Source organism: Streptomyces tropicalis (assembly GCF_029269835.1).
Classification (GTDB): domain Bacteria; phylum Actinomycetota; class Actinomycetes; order Streptomycetales; family Streptomycetaceae; genus Streptomyces; species Streptomyces tropicalis.
The window spans coordinates 87,980-105,565 of record NZ_JARJBB010000013.1; the positions used below are offsets into that span (position 1 = coordinate 87,980).

The window sequence follows — 17,586 nt, forward strand, 5'->3', positions numbered from 1 at the left end:
GTGATCCTGTACGGTGACGGGACGGGTCGCCACCGCGCGGCCGCCCGCACCCCCTGCCCCCGCTCCCCCGCCGAAGGACCCAGCCCCGATGACCTCCGTCCTCGCCCCCGCCCCGGCCGGCCGGGCCGCACCCGGCGCCGCCGGCGGCGCGCCCCGGCGCCGCACCCGCGTCCTCGCGCTGCCCGAGGCGCGCTGGGCGGCCGCGGCCACCGTGTGCTTCCTGCTGGCGCTGCCGCTGCACCTGACCGGCGCCCCGTCCTGGACGTGGGGCCCCCTGTACGCGCTCACGTACGCGTGCGGCGGCTGGGAGCCGGGCCTCGCCGGACTGCGGGCGCTGCGCGAACGCACCCTGGACGTCGACCTGCTGATGGTCGTCGCCGCGCTGGGTGCGGCGGCGATCGGGCAGGTCACGGACGGCGCCCTGCTCATCGTCATCTTCGCCACCTCCGGCGCTTTGGAGGCGCTGGCCACGGCACGCACCGCCGACTCCGTCCGCGGGCTCCTCGATCTGGCCCCGGCCTCGGCCGCCCGGTTGCGCGCCGACGGCACCGAGGAGGCCGTCGCCGTCGCGGAGCTGGCCGTCGGCGACACCGTCCTCGTACGGCCCGGTGAGCGCGTCGGCGCCGACGGACGGGTCCTCTCCGGTGCGAGCGACGTCGACCAGGCCACCGTCACCGGCGAGCCGCTGCCCGTGGCCAAGGAACCCGGCGACGAGGTCTTCGCCGGCACCCTGAACGGCACCGGCGCCCTCCGCGTCCGGGTCGGGCGGGACCCGTCCGACACGGTGATCGCCCGCATCGTGCGCATGGTGCAGGAGGCGTCGGCGACGAAGGCGCCCACCCAGTTGTTCGTCGAGCGGGTCGAACAGCGGTACGCGCTCGGCATGGTGGCGGCGACCCTCGCCGTGTTCCTGGTTCCGCTGTCCCTCGGGGCGCCGCTCGACGGCGCGCTGCTGCGGGCCATGACGTTCATGATCGTGGCCTCGCCGTGCGCCGTGGTCCTGGCCACCATGCCGCCCCTGCTGGCCGCCGTCGCCATCGCGGGACGGCACGGAGTGCTGGTCAAGTCCGCGGTGGTGATGGAGCGGCTCGGGCAGGTCGACGCGGTGGCACTGGACAAGACCGGCACGCTGACCGAGGGGACGCCGCGGGTGGCCGACGTGCGCCCGTGCCCCGGATCCGGCGTGGACGAAGGCACGTTGCTGACGCTGGCGGCCGCCGCGGAGCATGCCGCCGAGCACCCGCTGGCGCGGGCCGTCGTCGCCGCGGCGCGGGAGCGCGGGCTCGCCCTGCCCCCCGCGGAGGACTTCGCCGCCACGCCCGGCGTCGGCGTGACGGCGACCGTCGGGGACCGCACGGTCGCCGTGGGGGCCCCGGCGCGGCTGCTGCCCGCGGGCGCAGGCGCGGGTACGGCGCTGGCCGACGCGATCGCCGGGGAGCTGGAGGAGGGCGGCCGGACGGCCGTCGTGGTCGTGGTGGACGGAGAGCCGGCGGGGGTGCTCGGCGTCGCGGACCGGCTGCGTCCGGGCGCGGCCGCGACGGTGTCCGCGCTGGCGTCGCTCACCGGGTCCCGGCCGCTGCTGCTCACCGGCGACAACCCGCGGGCCGCCGCGCGGCTCGCCGCCGAGGCGGGCGTCGAGGAGGTGCGGGCCGGACTGCTGCCGCAGGAGAAGGCGGCCGCGGTACGGGAGTTGGCGGCGGCGGGCCGCAGGGTGCTGGTGGTCGGCGACGGCGTCAACGACGCGCCGGCACTGGCCGCCGCGCACACCGGGGTCGCCCTCGGCAAAGTCGGCTCGGACCTGGCGGTGGAGACCGCCGACGCGGTGGTCGTCCGCGACGAGCTTGCTACCGTTCCCGCTGTGATCTCCCTGTCGCGCCGGGCCCGCAGGCTCGTCGTCGGCAACCTCGTCGTCGCCGGCGTGTTCATCGCCGGGCTGGTCGTCTGGGACCTCGCCGGCACCCTGCCGCTGCCGCTGGGCGTGGCGGGCCACGAGGGCTCCACCGTCGTCGTCGGCCTCAACGGGCTGCGGCTGCTGCGCGAGGCGGCCTGGAAGCGGGCCGCCGGATGAGCCGCCGCGCCGGCCGCGCCACGGTGCCCGCGCAGGCGGCTCCCCGGTGCACGGTCTCCGTGTGCCGGGGCTGCTGCTGCGGCACCGGCAAGATCCCCGGGGTCGACCACGCGGCCCAACTCGCCGCGCTGCGGGCCGGGCTCGGCGCCGCCGCCCAGGTCCGGGTCGTCGACTGCCTCGACGCCTGCGAGCAGGCCGACGTCGTGGTCGTGCAGCCGTCCTCGGCCGGTCGTGCCGCGGGCGGGCGCCCCGTCTGGCTCGGCCTGGTCAACGACCCGGGTGCCGTGGCCGACATCACCGCCCGGGTCGCCGCGGGCGGACCCGGCCTCGCCGACCCGCCGGAGCTCCTGGACCTGTACGTGTTCTCCCCGTCGCGGCGGGTACGGCGGGCCGTCGAGGACCGACCGGGCCCGGGTGACGGAGCCCGGCGATCACGGCGCGCATAAGCTGGACCCGCCCGTGACCGGTCGCGGTGCGGGCACCTGTCGGGGAAGCACGGGACCGCCGGACGGCGTGAGGAGACGCTTGAGCGAGCAGCAGGGCCGCGACTGGAGGGGCATGACGCCCGGGGACTTCGACCTCGACGAGCCGCTGTGCCTGGCGATCGGCGGCGGGCCCGTCGCCATACCGGCCGAACCGGACGCGTGCGGCACGGACCCGCTGTTCGGCGACGAACCCGCGAAGCGCGCGGCACACCGGGTGCGCCGCACCGCTCCCCCGGCCGTCCGGCAGGACCGCCTGTTCTGACCGGGCGCCCGGTGTGCGTCAGGCGAACACGCGGGTCAGGCCGGCCAGCACGTCCAGGGAGCTCGCCGGGGCGGCCCGCAGTCCGAGGTGGCCGTCGGGGCGCACCAGCACGGCCGTGGAGCCGTCGGCGGCGTACGTGGTGCGGAACTCGCCGCCGGCGTCCCGCACCACGGGCAGCAGCAGCTCTCCGGCGTCGGCGCCGGGGGCCAGGACGGCGTAGCAGGTCAGCTCGCCCCGGGCCACCCGCCGTGCCTCCTCGGCGAGTTCGTCGAAGCCCTTGAGCTGGTCGGCGGCGTCGGCGTGCAGCAGCAGGACGTGGCCGCGGCCGCGCAGCAGGTCGAACAGGCGCAGCGGGAAGGCGCAGAGCGCGTCGCGCAGTCCTCCGCAGTCGGGGGCCCGGTCGCCGGCGACCGGGCCCGGCCCGGCCGCGCCCGGCTCGACGACGGGGCTGTCGCGGTAGGCGACCAGCAGTTGGGCCTCCCGCAGCAGCACGGTCGCGGGGTCGTCGGGATCGGCCTGCACGCCCTGTCCGGCATGGCGCACGGTCCGGCCGACGACCTCCTCCCCGACCGGCCGGCGTTCGGCGTCGTAGCTCTCCAGCAGCCGCGGCTGCGCCACGCCCCGGACGGCGAGGGCCAGTTTCCAGGCGAGGTTGCGGGCGTCCTGGATGCCGGTGTTCATGCCCTGGGCGCCGGTCGGCGGGTGGATGTGCGCCGCGTCGCCGGCCACGAACACCCGGCCCTCGGCGTAGCGGTCGACGATGCGGTGGCTGATCCGGAAGACCGACGACCACCGCAGGGCCGACGCGGTCACGGGCCGGGGCGCCAGCCGGTCTAGCACCCCCGCGACGGCCTCGATGCCCGGGGCCGGGCCTCCGTCCGGTCCGTGGGCGGCACCGTCGTCCTCCCCGCGCCCCGCCGTGCCGTCGCCGGCCGGGTCCCGGGGGACGAGCGTGGACACGCGGTAGCGGGAGCGGCCGGGCAGCGGGATGCAGACGAGCAGGTCGTCCAGGGTGCCGTCCTCGGCCAGGTGCAGCGAGCGCACCGCGTACCCCGGCGGCAGGTCCCAGTCGAGTTCGACGTCGGCGAGCATGTACTCGTCGGGGAAGGCGCCGCCGGAGAAGGACAGGCCGAGCTGTCTGCGCACGGCGCTGTGCGCGCCGTCGCAGCCCACGAGGAACTCCGACCTGACCTCCGACTCCCGTCCCGGGGCGGTGCGGAGCAGGCTGGTGACGCCGTGCGCGTCCTGGGTGAAGGACAGCAGCTCGCAGCCCCGTTCGACGGGCAGCCCGTAGCCGTCGAGGGCCTCCTCCAGGACGCGTTCGGTCTCGTACTGCGGGAGCGCCGCGAAGCCGTACGGCACCTGCGGCGGCAGTGTGAGCTCGATCCGCGCCTCCTCGGCGCCGTTGGCGTACACGAGCTGGCCGCGCAGCGGCAGCGCGGCGTCGAGGGCGGCCCGTACGACCCCCATGTGGTCCCAGATCTCCAGGGTGCGCGGCTGGACGCCCACGGCCCTGGCGTACGGCAGCCGCTCGGGGAGCCGGTCCACCAGCCGGCAGGCGACGCCGTGACGCCGGAGTTCGAGGGCCGCGGTCAGCCCCACGGGGCCCGCCCCGACGACCAGGACTCGGGTGTCGTCGCTCATGTTCGTCCTCCCGGCATGCCCGCGTGCGGAGGGTGGGCGCGTCCGGGCGGCGCCCCGCGACCGGTCCCCGGGCCTTGATCCGCTTCCCGTCCCATGGTCCCGCCGCGGCGGGGCGACGGCCACCGCACGGAGGTGCCCGGCCCGGGCCGGGGTCAGTCCGTCAGGCCGATCACGGCCCGCACCCACTTGCCGGCCTGCTCGGGACTGCTGTCCATGCTCCGGCACAGCGCCTTGACGATCTCCAGGCCGTGCTGGCCGACCCGGTCCGGGTCGGCCAGCCCTGCCACGGGGAGCACGGGGCTGGGGTCCCAGACGGCGACCGTCAGGGAGCCGGGGTGCGCCTCCAGCCGGACCAGGCAGGAGCCGGGCGCGTACTTGAAGGCGTTCGTGACCAGCTCGCTGACGACGATCTGGGCGGTGGCGACGGCCCTGCGGGACACGACGGCACCGCGGAAGGACTGGAGGTGGTGCAGGAAGGCCCGCACGAAGTCCCGCGCGTCGGAGATCAGCCCGGAGCCGCCTCGGGTGTCGTAGGCGGCGGCCGCCCGGACCGGCGTCGCCGCGCCGCCGTGGCTGTCGGCTACCTGGTGCATGTGCGTGCGTCCCGCCCCTTCGTCGTCGGCCCTGTTCCCCGCCCGCCGGGCCGCGCCCTGCCCGCTCACGTGCCGGTGATGACCAGGACGGCCTGGTCGTCGTCGACGCCGCCGCCACCGGTGTACGACCACACGTCGGCGGTGACGGCCTTCAGTACGTCGTGCGCGGCCGGTGTGTTCGGCGCGGACGCCAGGGCGCGGGCGAGTCGGGCCTCGCCGTACTGCCCGGAGCCCGTCCCGGCGTGGCACTCGGTGATGCCGTCGGTGTACAGCAGCAGGCTCTCGTGCGGGCGCAGCACCACCCGGCAGGCGTTCGGCCTGGGGTCGATGCCGGCCCCGAGCAGGCTGCCGGAGGCGTCGACGGCGCGCACGGTGTGGCCGGCGTCCAGCAGCAGCGGAGGGGTGTGCCCGGCCCGTACGAGGTCGATGGCCAGCCCGTCGGCGGTCGGGGTGCACCGGCCGTAGACGAGGGTGACGAAGCCGCTGCCGTGGCCCCGGGGCCGGTCCATGAGGGCCCGGTCGACGGCCCGGACGACGTCGACGGGGCCGGGCAGCAGCGGGGCGACGGCGCGTGCGGTGTGACGCACCAGCGCGGTGGTCGTCGCGGCGAGCGCACCGCGGCCGCAGACGTCGCCGAGCAGGAACGCCCAGCTCCCGTCGGACAGCGGGAAGACGTCGTAGAAGTCGCCGCCGATCTCCAGTCCCTCGCCCGCGGGGTGGTAGTGCGCGGCGAGTTCGGCGCCGGGGACGGCGGGCAGGTCCGGCAGCAGCAGGCCGGTCTGCAGATCGCGGGCGAGGGTGACGCGCTGGGTGTACTGGCGGGCGTTGCGGGCGGCGGAGGCGGCACGGCGGGCCAGCTCCTCGGCGAGGGCCACCTTGTGTCCGTCGAAGACGGCGTCGCCGGTGGACAACAGGGTGAGCGCGCCGAAGGTGCGGCCCCGGTCGGCGAGGGGGATGCACACGTAGCCGGTGACACCGAGCGCGTCCCAGGGGCCCGGTCCGGTCGGTGCGCGGCGGGCCACCTCGGTGACCCCGGAGGCAAGGACGCGGGCGACGGCCTCGTCCTCCCCGGCGTCGTGGACCGGGGTGTGGGAGGCGAGGAGGACGCCCTGCCGCGGGGTGGGGGCGGCCGTGGCGACCCGCTGGAGGCGTCCGGCCTCGACGAGGTCGACGGCGGCCAGCGGCGCGAGGGTGGGGGTGCACAGGGTCGCCAGGCGGTGCAGGATCTGCCCCTCGTCCAGGTCGGCGGCCAGGGCGTTGCTCGCGGACAGCAGGAAGGCGAGGTCGTCGCGGGCCGCCTTCTCCCGGGCGTCGGCGGCCCGGCGGGCCCGCTCCGCCCGGTGCCGCTCCACCGCGAGGGCGGCGGTGTCGGCGAAGACGCGGGCGAGGGCGAGGTCGGTGTCGTGCGGGGCGCGCGGTGTGCGGTGGTACATCGCGAAGGTGCCGAGCAGCCGGCCGTCGCGGGCCGTCACCGGTGTCGACCAGCAGGCGGCGACGCCGGCCCGCGCGGCCAGGTCGCGGAAGTCGCTCCACAGCGGGTCGGTGGCGATGTCGGTGACGACGACGGTCTGCCGCCGGACGGCCGCCGTGCCGCAGGAGCCGACCCCCTCGCCGGTGGCGATGCCGTCGATGGCCCGGTTGTAGAAGCCGGGCAGGCTCGGGGCCGCGCCGTGCCGCAGGTGCCGTCCGTCCTCGTCGGCCAGCAGCACCGAGACGATCACGTCCGGGGACAGCTCCTCGATGGCGCGGCACATGCCGTCCAGCACCTCGTCGAGCGGCGCCTGGCGGGCGATCTGCTCCAGCAGCACCCGGTGCTCGGCGGCGAGCCGCTGCGCGTGCTTGGTCCGGGTGGTCTCCACCCCGATCATGCGGACGCCGGTGACGTTGCCGCCGGCGTCGCGACGGGCTTCGTAGGTGAAGTCGACGAATATCTCGCGGGCGTCGGTGCCGGTGCCGAGCACGACGCGGGCGTCGCGGCCCACATGGCGCTCACCGGTGCGGTAGACGCGGTCGAGCAGGGTGAGGAAGCCCTGGGCCGCCAGCTCCGGCAGCAGTTCGGCGAGGGGGACGCCGGTGCGTTCGCGGTCGCCGCCGATCGCGGCGAAGAACGCCGGGTTCGCCGTCTCCAGCACGTGGGCGGGTCCCGCCAGGGACGCGAAGAGCGCCGTGGACCGGCCGAAGAGCAGCGAGAGGTCGCCCTCGGCGGCGGAAGCCGGGCCGGTCCGTCCGCCGGACCGTCCGGCGGCGGGTGCCGGCCGCTGTTCGGGATCGGCCGTCATCCCTGTCTCATCTCCCCCGCGCTGCGCGAGCGCACCCGAACGGTGCGTTCTCCGGGAAATCATGCCCTACCGGTCTGATCAGCGCCTCATCCACGGTCGGGTACACCGCGAAGGCCCCGTCCAGTCCGGTCAGCGACAGCACGCGGCGCATGGCGGGCGGTGCGGCCGCGATCCGCAGCACTCCGCCGGACGGGCGCAGCCGCTGATACAAGCGTACGAGGCTGCTCATGCCGGAGGAATCGCAGAAGTGCAGCCGGGAGCAGTCGGCCACGACGACGGGCGGCGCGCCTGCGGCGGTGCCGTCCCCGCCCTCGGCGGCGCGGAGGCCGTTCCGCCCTGCGGCGCGGGGGCCGGTCCCGCCGCCGGACGGGAAGCCGGGCTGCCCGTCGCCCGGAAGGCCCGGGACGGCGTCGGCGGCCTCGTCGAGCTGCACCACGCTCTCGTGGTCCAGGTGCCCCCTCAGCCCGAGCACCGGAAAGGGACCCGAGCGGTCCACCGCCACCTCGAACACCCGCGTCGCACCCTTCCTCGAACAGCCCCTGGCAGGCTGCCACCCTGCCAGACGCACCGGGACCGTCCGCAGCCGGTACCGCCAGCGGGGGCGGCGCCACGGGGAGGGAGGGCGGTGGGGGCGGGTGAGGCGGTCCGGCGGCGGGCGGGGGCGGTGGCCCGGCGACGCGGTCAGTGCGCGCCCTCCCGCAGGGCGGTGAGGGTGACCGCTGTCAGCGGCCGGGGTGCGGAGTCCGGGTCGACGAGCAGGACGTCGCACGGCGCCGCGTGGGCGAGCGCGGTGGTGAGGCTGCCGTCGGCGAACTGGGTGAGCGGCCCCCGCGGCGACCGCCCGACGGCGACCGCGCGGGCGTGGACGTCGGCGGCGTGCCGGGCGAGGACGCGTCCCGCGGCGGCGTGGTCGCCGACGCTGGTGAGGACCTGGCCCGTGGCGGGGATGCCGAGGGCGGTCAACCGGTCGAGGTGCGCGGTGACCGCGGCGCGGGCCTGGTCGGCGTCCTCGGTGTCGGCGGCCTGTTCCTCCACGACGACGGCCCGGCGGACGTGGACGACCTCGAGCGGGCTGCCGGTGTCCCGGGCCAGCCGGGCCGCCGCGTCCACGATGGCGGCGGCCCGTTCGTGGGCGCCGACCGCGACGATGACCGGCGGGACGCCGTGCCCCGCGGGGTCGCCGACGGGGGTGAGGGCCGGGATGACGGGCTCGCCGTCGCCGGGGTGCCGCTCGGCCTCGCGCAGCAGGCGGTGGCCGCAGGCGAGGACGGGGATCGCGAGCACGAAGGTGGCGGCGCCCAGGAAGAAGGGGACGCTCAGGTCGGTGGCGTCGGCGAGCTTTCCGGCGACGTACGGGGCGAGGCCGCCGCCGATGAAGCGCAGGAAGCCGTACGCGGACGAGGCGACCGGCCGCTCGACCGGCGAGACGAGCATGACGGCCTGCGTGGTGAGGGTGTTGTTGATGCCGATGAAGGCACCGCTGACGACGACCGCCGTGATCACCACGGTGGGGGTGCCGACCCCCGCGGCTATCACGGCCATCACGATCCCGAGGCCGAGGAGGTTGGCGTAGAGCACGGGCGCGGTGCCGAAGCGGGCCTGCAGACGCGGGGCGAAGAAGACGCTGAAGGCGGCGACCAGCAGGCCCCAGCCGGTGAAGACCAGGCCGAGCTGATGGGCGTTCAGCTTCATCGGGTACGGCGCGTAGCCGAGCATGGTGAAGAAGCCCCAGTTGTACAGCAGGGCCATGATGCCCATGGTGAGCAGGCCGCGGTGGCGCAGTGCCCGCAGCGGGGCGAGCGGCGAGGTGCGGCGGGCGGGCTTCGGCAGGGGCGGGACCAAGGCCAGGGTGGCCACGAGGGCGACGGCCATGAGCACGGCGACGCCGAAGAAGGGACCGCGCCAGCTGATCGCGCCGAGTTCCCCGCCGAGCAGCGGGCCGACGGCGATGCCGAGGCCGAGGGCGGTCTCGTACAGGATGATCGCGCCGCCGAACCCGCCGCTGGCGGAGGCGACGATCACGGCGAGGGAGGTGGCGATGAACAGGGCGTTGCCCAGCCCCCAGCCGGCGCGGAAGCCGACGATGCCGGCGATGGAACCGGAGGCACCGGCGAGGGCGGAGAAGATCACGATGATCGCCAGGCCGACGACGAGGGTGCGCTTGGCGCCGAAGCGGCTGGAGAACCAGCCGACGATCAGCATGGCCACGGCGGTGACGATCAGGTAGCTGCTGAAGAGCAGCGAGACCTGGCTCGGCGAGGCGTGCAGGCTCTCGGCGAGTGCCGGGAGGATCGGGTCGACCAGGCCGATGCCCATGAAGGAGATGACGCAGGCGAAGGCGACGGCCCAGACGGCCTTGGGCTGCCTGAAGGGACTGGCAGCTCTTCCGTGCGGTGCGCTCATGTGTGCTTCTCTTCCGGAACGTTGACGGGTGGGGACGACGAGCGGGAGACGCGGGACGGGCGGAACCCGGGCGGCGGCCGGAACCGGCGCGGGCGGGTGTCCGGTGCTGTGGCCGAGAAGGTTCACCGGCTCGCGACGCCCGGCACGGCACCTCGCTTCCCGGAAGACCTTTCCGGCCACAGCACTAGGTCCGGGGGCGGGCCTCGGCGGCCCGGCGGTCCTGGATCGCGCGGGCGAGGGCGGGCAGTGCGCGCCGGACCGCACGCTGTTCGGGCTCGGGCAGTTCGCCGACGATGACGTCGAGGGCGGCCGCGCGTTCGGCGCGGCGCTGCCGGAAGAGCTCCCGGCCGGCGTCCGTGGCCTCGACGAGGACGCCGCGGCCGTCCGTCCGGTCCGCGGCCCGGCGCACCAGTCCCGCCCGCTCCAGGCGGGTGACGAGCTGCGTCATGCCCGGCTGCGAGACCCCCTCGGCCCGGGCCAGCTCCGTCAGCCGCCGGGGGCCGTCCCGGCCGAGCCGGGCGAGGGCCGAGGAGGCCGCCGTGCTCAGGCCTCCCGCGGTGGCGCTGCGCCGCACGTAGCGGACCATCTGCTCGACGGCGATCATCAGCTCCTCCGGCGACACCTCGGGCGGCCCGGGGTCCATAACCCGCTTATGCACAACCGCATGATGCACTTGGATGTAACGCGAAAGCAAGTATCTGTTTTCCCCGCCGTCGGCCGAGCGGCCGGGACGGGCGACGGGCACCGGAAGCGCCCATCGCGTACGGCGCACCGCGTACGGCGCACCGCGCCCAGGGGCAGTGATCCGCACCGGGGACCGCCGGGGCCGGTAAGTCGGGCGGCTCAGGGCAGCGCGTTGCGGGGCATGCCCGCCTCAGCGGATACCGTCGCCGGCTCCCGGCGACGTCCCTGCGGCAGCCGGCCCCGGACGACGGCCGGGCGACGTCGCTGCACGGGGTCGCGGCGGCGACCGCGACCCCGTGCTGCCGCCGGGCCTGCGGGGGTGCCGGCGGTGCGGGCCGGACCGTGCCGCGCAGGGCGCCGTGGATCGGCTCGGCCGGGGATACGAAACGGGGCCGGGGGCGTGGAAACCGTCGGGCGCGGCCTGGCACGGCACCTTGCCCGTCGCGCACCGTGCGTGCCGATCTCCCACGGTGCGGGGAAGCACGGGCCGCGGGCACCGCGCTTGCGGCGGCCCGGGGTCCCGTCGGCGGCGCGCGATCCTGTCACCGGCCCGCCGCCGGGCCGGGGCAGCCCGCACGGCGCCCCTCGGCACCCGGCCTCGACGGTCCTCCTGCGCACAGCCCGGCGGGACCCGCGCCACGACCCGTGGATGCCGGACACGCCGCGGCGGCGCGGGCGAGAATGCAGCCGTGCCCCGCGTCGGCGGGCGGCGGCCCGGAGGAGTGAGGCGTTGATGAGCGAGGACCACGGCACGGGTGGCGGAGGCGTCGGGCACGGCGCCCCCGTGACGGTGCTGACCCGCATGCGGGCCCGCCGCCGTGACGAGGCGCACCGTACGGCGACGCCGCTGGAGCTCTTCTTCGACCTCTGCTTCGTGGTGGCGGTCGCGCAGGCCGGGGCCCGCCTGGTGCACGCCGTCGCCGCCGGGCAGGCGGGCCACGGCGTCGCGGGCTACCTGGCGGTGTTCTTCGCCATCTGGTGGGCCTGGGTCAACTTCACCTGGTTCGCCTCGGCCTACGACTGCGACGACGTGCCCTACCGGCTGGCGACCCTGGTGCAGATCTCCGGGGTGCTGGTGCTGGCCGCCGGTGTCCCCCGGGCCTTCGAGCACGCCGACTACACGGTCGCGGTGGCCGGTTACCTCATCATGCGGGTGGCGCTCACCCTCCAGTGGCTGCGCGCCGCGCGCGGCGAGACGGGCGCCGCCCGCCGGGCCGCCTGCGCTACGCCGCCGGGCTGGTGGTGGTGCAGCTCGGCTGGGTGGTGCTGCTCCTGCTGCCGGACGCCGTCCGGAACGAAGGCTTCCTCGTCCTGGTCGTGGCCGAGCTGGCGGTACCCGCCTTCGCCGAGCGGGCGCACGAGACGCCCTGGCATCCGCACCACATCGGGGAACGCTACGGACTGTTCACGATCATCGTGCTCGGGGAGAGCGTCTCCGCCGCCACCCTGGCCGTCCAGGCCGCGCTGAACGAGTCGACGGCGCTCGCCGAACTGCTGCCGATCGCGGCCGGCGGGCTCGTGATCGTCTTCTCCGCCTTCTGGATCTACTTCTCGACCCCCATCCACGAGCACCTGCTGTCGAACCGGCAGTCGTTCCTCTGGGGGTACGGCCACTTCCCGATCTTCGCGTCGGCCGCGGCGATCGGCGCGGGCATCGAGGTGGCCGTGGAGCAGGTGACCCGTCACGCCCGCATCTCCGCCGTGGCGGCGTCGGCCGCGGTGACCGTGCCGACGGCGCTGTACCTGGTGACGGTGTGGCTGGTGCACACCCGCCACTTCAAGCGCGGACCGGCCCAGCACCTGGTGCTCCCCGCGAGCGCCGCGGCGGTGCTCGCGACGACGTTCGCCGGACACTGGGCCGTGCCGCTGGCCGGGCTGGTCACGGCGGGGGCGGTGGCGACGGGCGTCGCGCTCGCCGTCCGGCCCGCGGCGGCGCCCGGCACCCCCTAGCCGTCCGGCCCGCGGCGGCGTCCGGCACCCTCTGGAAGGGCGTACGCCTGGAGTCCGTTGGGATGAGAAGGGCGTACACCTGGAGTCTGCCGGGACGCCGGAACGGCGTACGCCAGGGGCCGGCACCCTGTGCGCCCGGAGACCGGAGCGGCGCCGGAACGGCGTACGCCCGGGAGCGGGCGGGCACGACCGCCCGAGGTGCCGGACCCCGGCGGCGGCCGTAGGCTGGCGGTGGCTCACGCAGCCGCGACTGCCCTGGCACACGGACCGGAGCGGGCCTGGAGCCCGCCTCCTTCACCTTCCGGTCGGCCGGACGCTCCGCGCTCTCCCTGACGAGCCCGGCGCCCGTACCAGGGCAGTTCGCCATGCCGCCGGCCCCCGCCCGCCCCCGGCCCACGCCCCGGGCCCGCGAGGAGGCCGCCGACCGCCCCCGCCGGGCCGGATCGTCCCGCTCCACCGTGTTCGTTCGAGGGCACCGCGGCGCGGACCCCCACCTCCGGGCACCGCGGCGGGTACCGCCGAGGAGTTCGAATCCACCGGGGTAGCATATGAGCGCTGCCTAGCTCGAAAGAGATTCCTGTGACTGTCAACGACGACTCGTTCACCAACTGGAAGAACCGCGAAGAGATCGCGGAGTCCATGATCCCGATCATCGGAAAGCTGCACCGCGAGCGGGACGTCACGGTCCTCCTCCACAGCCGTTCCTTGGTGAACAAGTCGGTGGTGAGCCTCCTCAAGACCCACCGGTTCGCGCGGCAGATCGCCGGCGAGGAGCTCTCGGTCACCGAGACGCTGCCCTTCCTCCAGGCCCTCACCACACTGGACCTCGGCCCGTCGCAGATCGACCTGGGCATGCTGGCCGCCACGTACAAGGCGGACGACCACGGGCTGTCCGTCGAGGAGTTCACGGCCCGGGCCGTGGCCGGGGCGACCGGTGAGAACAAGATCGAGCGCGGCGAGGGCCGCGACGTCGTCCTCTACGGCTTCGGCCGCATCGGGCGCCTGGTGGCCCGCCTGCTGATCGAGAAGGCGGGCTCCGGTACGGGCCTCCGCCTGCGCGCCATCGTCGTGCGCGGCGGCGGCGACCAGGACATCGTCAAGCGGGCCTCGCTGCTGCGCCGCGACTCCATACACGGCCAGTTCCAGGGCACGATCACGGTCGACGAGGCGAACAGCACGATCGTGGCCAACGGCAACGCGATCAAGGTGATCTACGCCGACGCCCCCTCCGAGATCAACTACACGGCGTACGGCATCAGGAACGCCATCCTCATCGACAACACCGGCAAGTGGCGCGACCGCGCCGGCCTCTCCGAGCACCTGCGTCCCGGCATCGACAAGGTCGTCCTGACCGCGCCCGGCAAGGGCGACGTCCCGAACATCGTGCACGGCGTCAACCACGACACGATCAAGCCGGACGAGCGCATCCTGTCCTGCGCGTCCTGCACCACCAACGCGATCGTCCCGCCGCTGAAGGCGATGGACGACGAGTTCGGCGTGCTGCGCGGTCACGTGGAGACGGTGCACTCCTTCACCAACGACCAGAACCTGCTGGACAACTACCACAAGGCCGACCGCCGCGGCCGCTCCGCGCCGCTCAACATGGTCATCACGGAGACCGGTGCGGCGTCCGCCGTCGCCAAGGCGCTGCCGGACCTGAAGGCGCCGATCACCGGCAGTTCGATCCGGGTCCCGGTGCCGGACGTGTCCATCGCGATCCTCAACCTGCGGCTCGCCCGCGAGGCCACCCGCGCGGAGGTCCTGGACTACCTGCGCAACGTGTCGCTGACCTCTCCGCTGAAGCGGCAGATCGACTTCACGACGGCACCCGACGCGGTCTCCAGCGACTTCATCGGCTCACGCCACGCGTCGATCGTCGACGCCGGCGCGACCAAGGTCGAGGGCGACAACGCGATCCTCTACCTGTGGTACGACAACGAGTTCGGCTACTCCTGCCAGGTCATCCGCGTCGTCCAGCACGTCTCGGGCGTCGAGTACCCGACGTACCCGGCCCCGGCCCCGGCCTCGGCCCTCTGACACGAGGGACCCGCAGGACGGGCCGAGCACGGCGAGGGCCGCCACCCGAGTCCGGGTGGCGGCCCTCGCCGCTCCGCGCACACCACGGGGTGCCCGGCGGGGCGGCCTCCCCTCGCCGCGTGGGCCAGGGGTGCGCCCCGGTGTTCCGCCCGATCCCACTGGCGAAGAGGACACCTCCGGGTGTGCCGGGGCCGTGTGTCGGTAGCGTCCCGGCGCGGCACGGCATCCGTACCGGGACGGCGGTCAGCGTGGTGCGGTGGTCATCAGCTTCGCGAACGCGGCCATGCAGAGCGGGCAGTGACCTGTCCGCTCCGCGTGGGACGCGTCGTGCCGCTCGGCGAAGCGCTGCCCGCACAAGGTGGCGGGTGCCTGCTTCGCCATCACGTGCCACACCAGCGCCGCGCCCGTTTTCTCCGGGCCTACGCACATCTCGTACATGATCGGCCTCCCAGACGGTGGACGCCTTTCTCACTCCAGGAGAACGTGCGCAAGCGTCAAGGGTGAAACGGGCGCAGCCCATTCGGGTGACGGCCCCCGCGGCGCCGCGGGACGACCAGCGGCTTTCCGGCGTCCGGGGGAGACCGCCCGGGACGGGAGCCCGAAGGCATCCGGTACCGGTCTGTGATCACCCTGCCCGTTGCACCGGCCCCCGGCAATGCCACGATGACCGCATGCAGTGGCACTCCCGGACGACAGTGCAGGTCACCCACCACGCCCACGTCTTCGAGATCGTGGTGCGCGGCGAGGTCGACTACGACGAGTGCGACCTGCTGCACGCAGCCTGGGCGGAGGCCGACGAGCAGGCCCTGCCCGCCACCGTGGTGGATCTGTCCGGGGTAGCCTTCGGCGACAGCGGCCTGCTGAACGCCCTCCTCGCGGCGCGGCGGCGGCACGCCGCCGAGGGCAGGGCGCTGATACTCCTGGGCCCGCTGCAGGAGGCCGTGCGACGACTGCTCGCGGTGAGCGGCACCCTGGACCACTTCACCGTCACCGACTCCCGCGCCGCGGCCCTGGGCCCCGCCCCGGGGTCCGCGTCAGGACCGTAGGCTGCGGGGCCGGCCACCCGGAGCGACCGGCGCGGGCGGTCGTCGTACGGGACCTGGAACGGGACCTGGAGTGGACCGGCGCGGTCCGGGGCGGGGCGGGCCGTAGGTCACCACGGCCGGGACGACGAGCGGAGCAGCCGACATGCAGGACCGCCGGGGCGACCGGGACCAGCCGGCGCTGTTCGGGATCGGCGACCTGGAGCCAGCGGGCGCTCCCGGCGCCTCCCCGGCGCCCTCGGCGCCGTCCGGCCCGGCGAGCGGCCCCGCCGGGCCGATGTTCCGCGACTCCCCCGCCGCCCGGCGCATGCTCGCGGTCCGGGAGATCCACGCCGAGCCCGCGGCCGCCGCCTCGCCGCGCGGCCGGGAGATCGTCGCCCGCTTCCCCGGGGCGCGGGTGGTGCCCGTGGACAGCCACTGGCGGATCCCCGGGCTGCACGGCAGCGAGGGCAACGCGGAGCGCTGGGTCCGGGTCAAGACGGAGACCCTGGTGCTCGGCGAGCGCAAGACCTTCACCACCCGGCCCAACGGCCGCTCCGCCGACTGGATCGCCCCCGGCCCGTCCAACGGCTGCGCCATGGCCTGCGCGTACTGCTACGTGCCGCGGCGCAAGGGCTACGCCAACCCGATCACCGTCTTCACCAACATCGACGCGCTCCTCGCCCACCTGGGACGGCACATCGCCCGCCTGGGCCCCAAGCCGGAGCCCAACCAGTGCGATCCCGAGGCGTGGGTGTACGACATCGGGGAGAACGGCGACTGCTCCGTCGACGCGCTCGTCGGCGACAACACGGCCGACCTGGTGCGGGCCTTCACCCACTGGCCCACGGCGAAGGCGTCGTTCGCGACCAAGTTCGTCAACCCCGACCTGCTGGCGCTGGATCCGCGTGGCAGGACCCGTGTCCGCTTCTCGGTGATGCCCGCCGAGGACGCTCGTCTGCTCGACGTCCGCACCACCCCGGTCGCCGAGCGGATCGCCGCCGCGGCCGACTTCCTGGACGCCGGCTACGAGGTGCACTTCAACCTGTCGCCCGTGGTGCTCCGGCCCGGCTGGCGACAGGCGTGGGCGGACCTGCTGCGCCACATGGACGACGTCCTCCCGCGACGGGTCAAGGACCAGGCCGCCGCCGAGGTGATCCTGCTGACCCACAACCGCGAGCTGCACGACGTCAATCTGCGCTGGCATCCGCGTGCCGAGGAGGTCCTGTGGCGACCCGAGGAGCAGCAGCCCAAGCGTTCGGAGAACGGCGCGGTCAACGTGCGGTACCGCACGGGTGTGAAGGGCGAGGCCGTCAGGGGGGTGCGCGATCTGGTGGCCGCACACGCGCCGTGGCTGCGCATCCGGTACGCCTTCTGAGCCGCGGTTCCCGTGCACGGGGCTCCACGCGCCTGGCCGGCTGCGCCCGGGATCGGTGAGCGCGGCCTCGGTCGGCCGTGAGCCCGGAGGCGGCGGACCCGGCCCCTGCGGGCCCGGACGCACGGGTGACGGGCCCCGCGCGACGACGGGGCCCGCCACCCGGTCGGCTGCTCGCCGACCGTCCCGCCTGCCGTCAGCCCAGCTGCGCCCCGCGCGAGGCGGCATCCCGCTCGGTGGTGGCGTCCGCGGTCGCGAGGGAGCCGCCGGCGCTCTCCAGGTGGGCGCGCACGAACCACTGGAACTGCTCCAGGTCGCGCAGCTGCCCGATGAGCAGGTCCTCCGTCGCCGGGTCGATGTCGCCGGCCACCTTCACCGCGTCGCGTACGCCCTGGGCGACGCCGGTGTAGACGAGGTCGAGGGCGCCCAGGTGGGCGATGGCGTCGGCGCGGCCGATCGAGTAGTCGTCCCAGGCGCGTTCGGCGACGAGCGCGCCGGGCGTGCCCTGCGCCACTCCGCCGAGCGCGGCGATCCGCTCGGCCACGTCGTCGGCCATCTCCCGGACCCGGTCCACCTGCGGGTCGACCATCTCGTGCACGGCGATGAAGTGCGGGCCCACCACGTTCCAGTGGATGTGCTTCAGGGTGAGGTGGAGGTCGTTCAGCGCGTGCAGGCGCGTCCGGAGCAGACCGATGAGCCGGCCCGCGTCGTCGAGCTCGATGCCCGGGACCGTGTACGCGGGGGTGAGGTCCTGTGCCATGTGTTCCGATACCTCCGTGTCGTG

The 17,586-nt window shown here is 75.2% G+C and carries 14 protein-coding genes and 1 pseudogene; 7 read left to right on the top strand and 8 right to left on the bottom strand.

Translation table 11 applies throughout. The features are described 5' to 3' along the window. Window positions 1–88 precede the first annotated feature (88 nt). The 3 genes from P3H78_RS23155 to P3H78_RS23165 all read left to right on the top strand — a co-directional run bounded on the left by P3H78_RS23155 (window position 89) and on the right by P3H78_RS23165 (window position 2,815). A complete protein-coding gene (locus P3H78_RS23155; protein ID WP_276111046.1) occupies window positions 89–2,068 on the top strand; it encodes a heavy metal translocating P-type ATPase in 1,980 nt (659 codons plus the stop codon). Further along, a complete protein-coding gene (locus P3H78_RS23160; protein WP_276111047.1) occupies window positions 2,065–2,514 on the top strand; it encodes a (2Fe-2S) ferredoxin domain-containing protein in 450 nt (149 codons plus the stop codon). Before P3H78_RS23155 ends, P3H78_RS23160 begins: the two co-directional genes overlap by 4 nt. Window positions 2,515–2,593: 79 nt before the next feature. Further along, window positions 2,594–2,815, top strand: a complete 222-nt coding sequence (locus P3H78_RS23165) for a hypothetical protein (protein WP_276111048.1) — start codon at window positions 2,594–2,596, stop codon at window positions 2,813–2,815. Window positions 2,816–2,833: 18 nt separating this feature from the next. Here P3H78_RS23165 and P3H78_RS23170 read toward each other — a convergent pair whose 3' ends face one another. The 6 genes from P3H78_RS23170 to P3H78_RS23195 form a co-directional block, all read right to left on the bottom strand. After that, window positions 2,834–4,459, bottom strand: coding sequence for an FAD-dependent monooxygenase (locus tag P3H78_RS23170; RefSeq protein WP_276111049.1), 1,626 nt, complete (start codon window positions 4,457–4,459; stop codon window positions 2,834–2,836). A 152-nt stretch (window positions 4,460–4,611) separates the two neighbouring features. Then, a complete protein-coding gene (locus P3H78_RS23175; protein WP_276111050.1) occupies window positions 4,612–5,052 on the bottom strand; it encodes an ATP-binding protein in 441 nt (146 codons plus the stop codon). A gap of 65 nt (window positions 5,053–5,117) precedes the next feature. Beyond that, window positions 5,118–7,331 carry a SpoIIE family protein phosphatase gene (locus tag P3H78_RS23180; RefSeq protein WP_276111051.1) on the bottom strand — a complete coding sequence of 738 codons (2,214 nt, stop codon included), beginning with the start codon at window positions 7,329–7,331 and terminating at the stop codon, window positions 5,118–5,120. 7 nt (window positions 7,332–7,338) lie between these two features. Beyond that, complete coding sequence (locus P3H78_RS23185; RefSeq protein WP_276111052.1) at window positions 7,339–7,842, bottom strand: STAS domain-containing protein; 504 nt, start codon at window positions 7,840–7,842, stop codon at window positions 7,339–7,341. A 170-nt stretch (window positions 7,843–8,012) separates the two neighbouring features. After that, entirely contained in the window at window positions 8,013–9,734 is a 1,722-nt protein-coding gene (locus P3H78_RS23190) for an MFS transporter (protein WP_276111053.1), read from the bottom strand. A gap of 184 nt (window positions 9,735–9,918) precedes the next feature. Then, a complete protein-coding gene (locus P3H78_RS23195; protein WP_276111122.1) occupies window positions 9,919–10,377 on the bottom strand; it encodes a MarR family winged helix-turn-helix transcriptional regulator in 459 nt (152 codons plus the stop codon). Window positions 10,378–11,220: 843 nt separating this feature from the next. Here P3H78_RS23195 and P3H78_RS23200 point away from each other — a divergent pair. Further along, a pseudogene (locus P3H78_RS23200) lies at window positions 11,221–12,368 on the top strand (low temperature requirement protein A). Window positions 12,369–12,947: 579 nt separating this feature from the next. Next, window positions 12,948–14,405, top strand: coding sequence for a glyceraldehyde-3-phosphate dehydrogenase (locus P3H78_RS23205; RefSeq protein ID WP_276111054.1), 1,458 nt, complete (start codon window positions 12,948–12,950; stop codon window positions 14,403–14,405). A 243-nt stretch (window positions 14,406–14,648) separates the two neighbouring features. On the opposite strand, the gene P3H78_RS23210 is transcribed toward P3H78_RS23205, so the two are convergent. Beyond that, entirely contained in the window at window positions 14,649–14,843 is a 195-nt protein-coding gene (locus P3H78_RS23210) for a hypothetical protein (RefSeq protein ID WP_276111055.1), read from the bottom strand. 233 nt (window positions 14,844–15,076) lie between these two features. On the opposite strand from P3H78_RS23210, the gene P3H78_RS23215 reads away from it, so the two are divergent. Both P3H78_RS23215 and P3H78_RS23220 read left to right on the top strand, forming a co-directional pair. Continuing rightward, complete coding sequence (locus P3H78_RS23215; protein ID WP_276111056.1) at window positions 15,077–15,451, top strand: STAS domain-containing protein; 375 nt, start codon at window positions 15,077–15,079, stop codon at window positions 15,449–15,451. Between the two features lie 142 nt (window positions 15,452–15,593). Then, window positions 15,594–16,805: a spore photoproduct lyase family protein gene (locus tag P3H78_RS23220; protein ID WP_276111057.1), complete on the top strand. Its 1,212-nt coding sequence runs from the start codon at window positions 15,594–15,596 to the stop codon at window positions 16,803–16,805. Between the two features lie 193 nt (window positions 16,806–16,998). On the opposite strand, the gene P3H78_RS23225 is transcribed toward P3H78_RS23220, so the two are convergent. Beyond that, the gene (locus P3H78_RS23225) at window positions 16,999–17,562 is read right to left on the bottom strand and encodes a Dps family protein (RefSeq protein ID WP_276111058.1); all 564 of its coding nucleotides are present in this window, start codon (window positions 17,560–17,562) and stop codon (window positions 16,999–17,001) included. Between the last annotated feature and the right edge of the window lie 24 nt (window positions 17,563–17,586).

Coding starts and splice junctions, on each gene's coding strand:
- P3H78_RS23155 (WP_276111046.1), top strand. CDS start 89: ATGACCTCCGTCCTCGCCCCCGCCCCGGCCGGCCGGGCCGCACCCGGC.
- P3H78_RS23160 (WP_276111047.1), top strand. CDS start 2,065: ATGAGCCGCCGCGCCGGCCGCGCCACGGTGCCCGCGCAGGCGGCTCCC.
- P3H78_RS23170 (WP_276111049.1), bottom strand. CDS start 4,459: ATGAGCGACGACACCCGAGTCCTGGTCGTCGGGGCGGGCCCCGTGGGG.
- P3H78_RS23175 (WP_276111050.1), bottom strand. CDS start 5,052: ATGCACCAGGTAGCCGACAGCCACGGCGGCGCGGCGACGCCGGTCCGG.
- P3H78_RS23180 (WP_276111051.1), bottom strand. CDS start 7,331: ATGACGGCCGATCCCGAACAGCGGCCGGCACCCGCCGCCGGACGGTCC.
- P3H78_RS23190 (WP_276111053.1), bottom strand. CDS start 9,734: ATGAGCGCACCGCACGGAAGAGCTGCCAGTCCCTTCAGGCAGCCCAAG.
- P3H78_RS23195 (WP_276111122.1), bottom strand. CDS start 10,377: ATGGACCCCGGGCCGCCCGAGGTGTCGCCGGAGGAGCTGATGATCGCC.
- P3H78_RS23210 (WP_276111055.1), bottom strand. CDS start 14,843: ATGTACGAGATGTGCGTAGGCCCGGAGAAAACGGGCGCGGCGCTGGTG.
- P3H78_RS23215 (WP_276111056.1), top strand. CDS start 15,077: ATGCAGTGGCACTCCCGGACGACAGTGCAGGTCACCCACCACGCCCAC.
- P3H78_RS23220 (WP_276111057.1), top strand. CDS start 15,594: ATGCAGGACCGCCGGGGCGACCGGGACCAGCCGGCGCTGTTCGGGATC.
- P3H78_RS23225 (WP_276111058.1), bottom strand. CDS start 17,562: ATGGCACAGGACCTCACCCCCGCGTACACGGTCCCGGGCATCGAGCTC.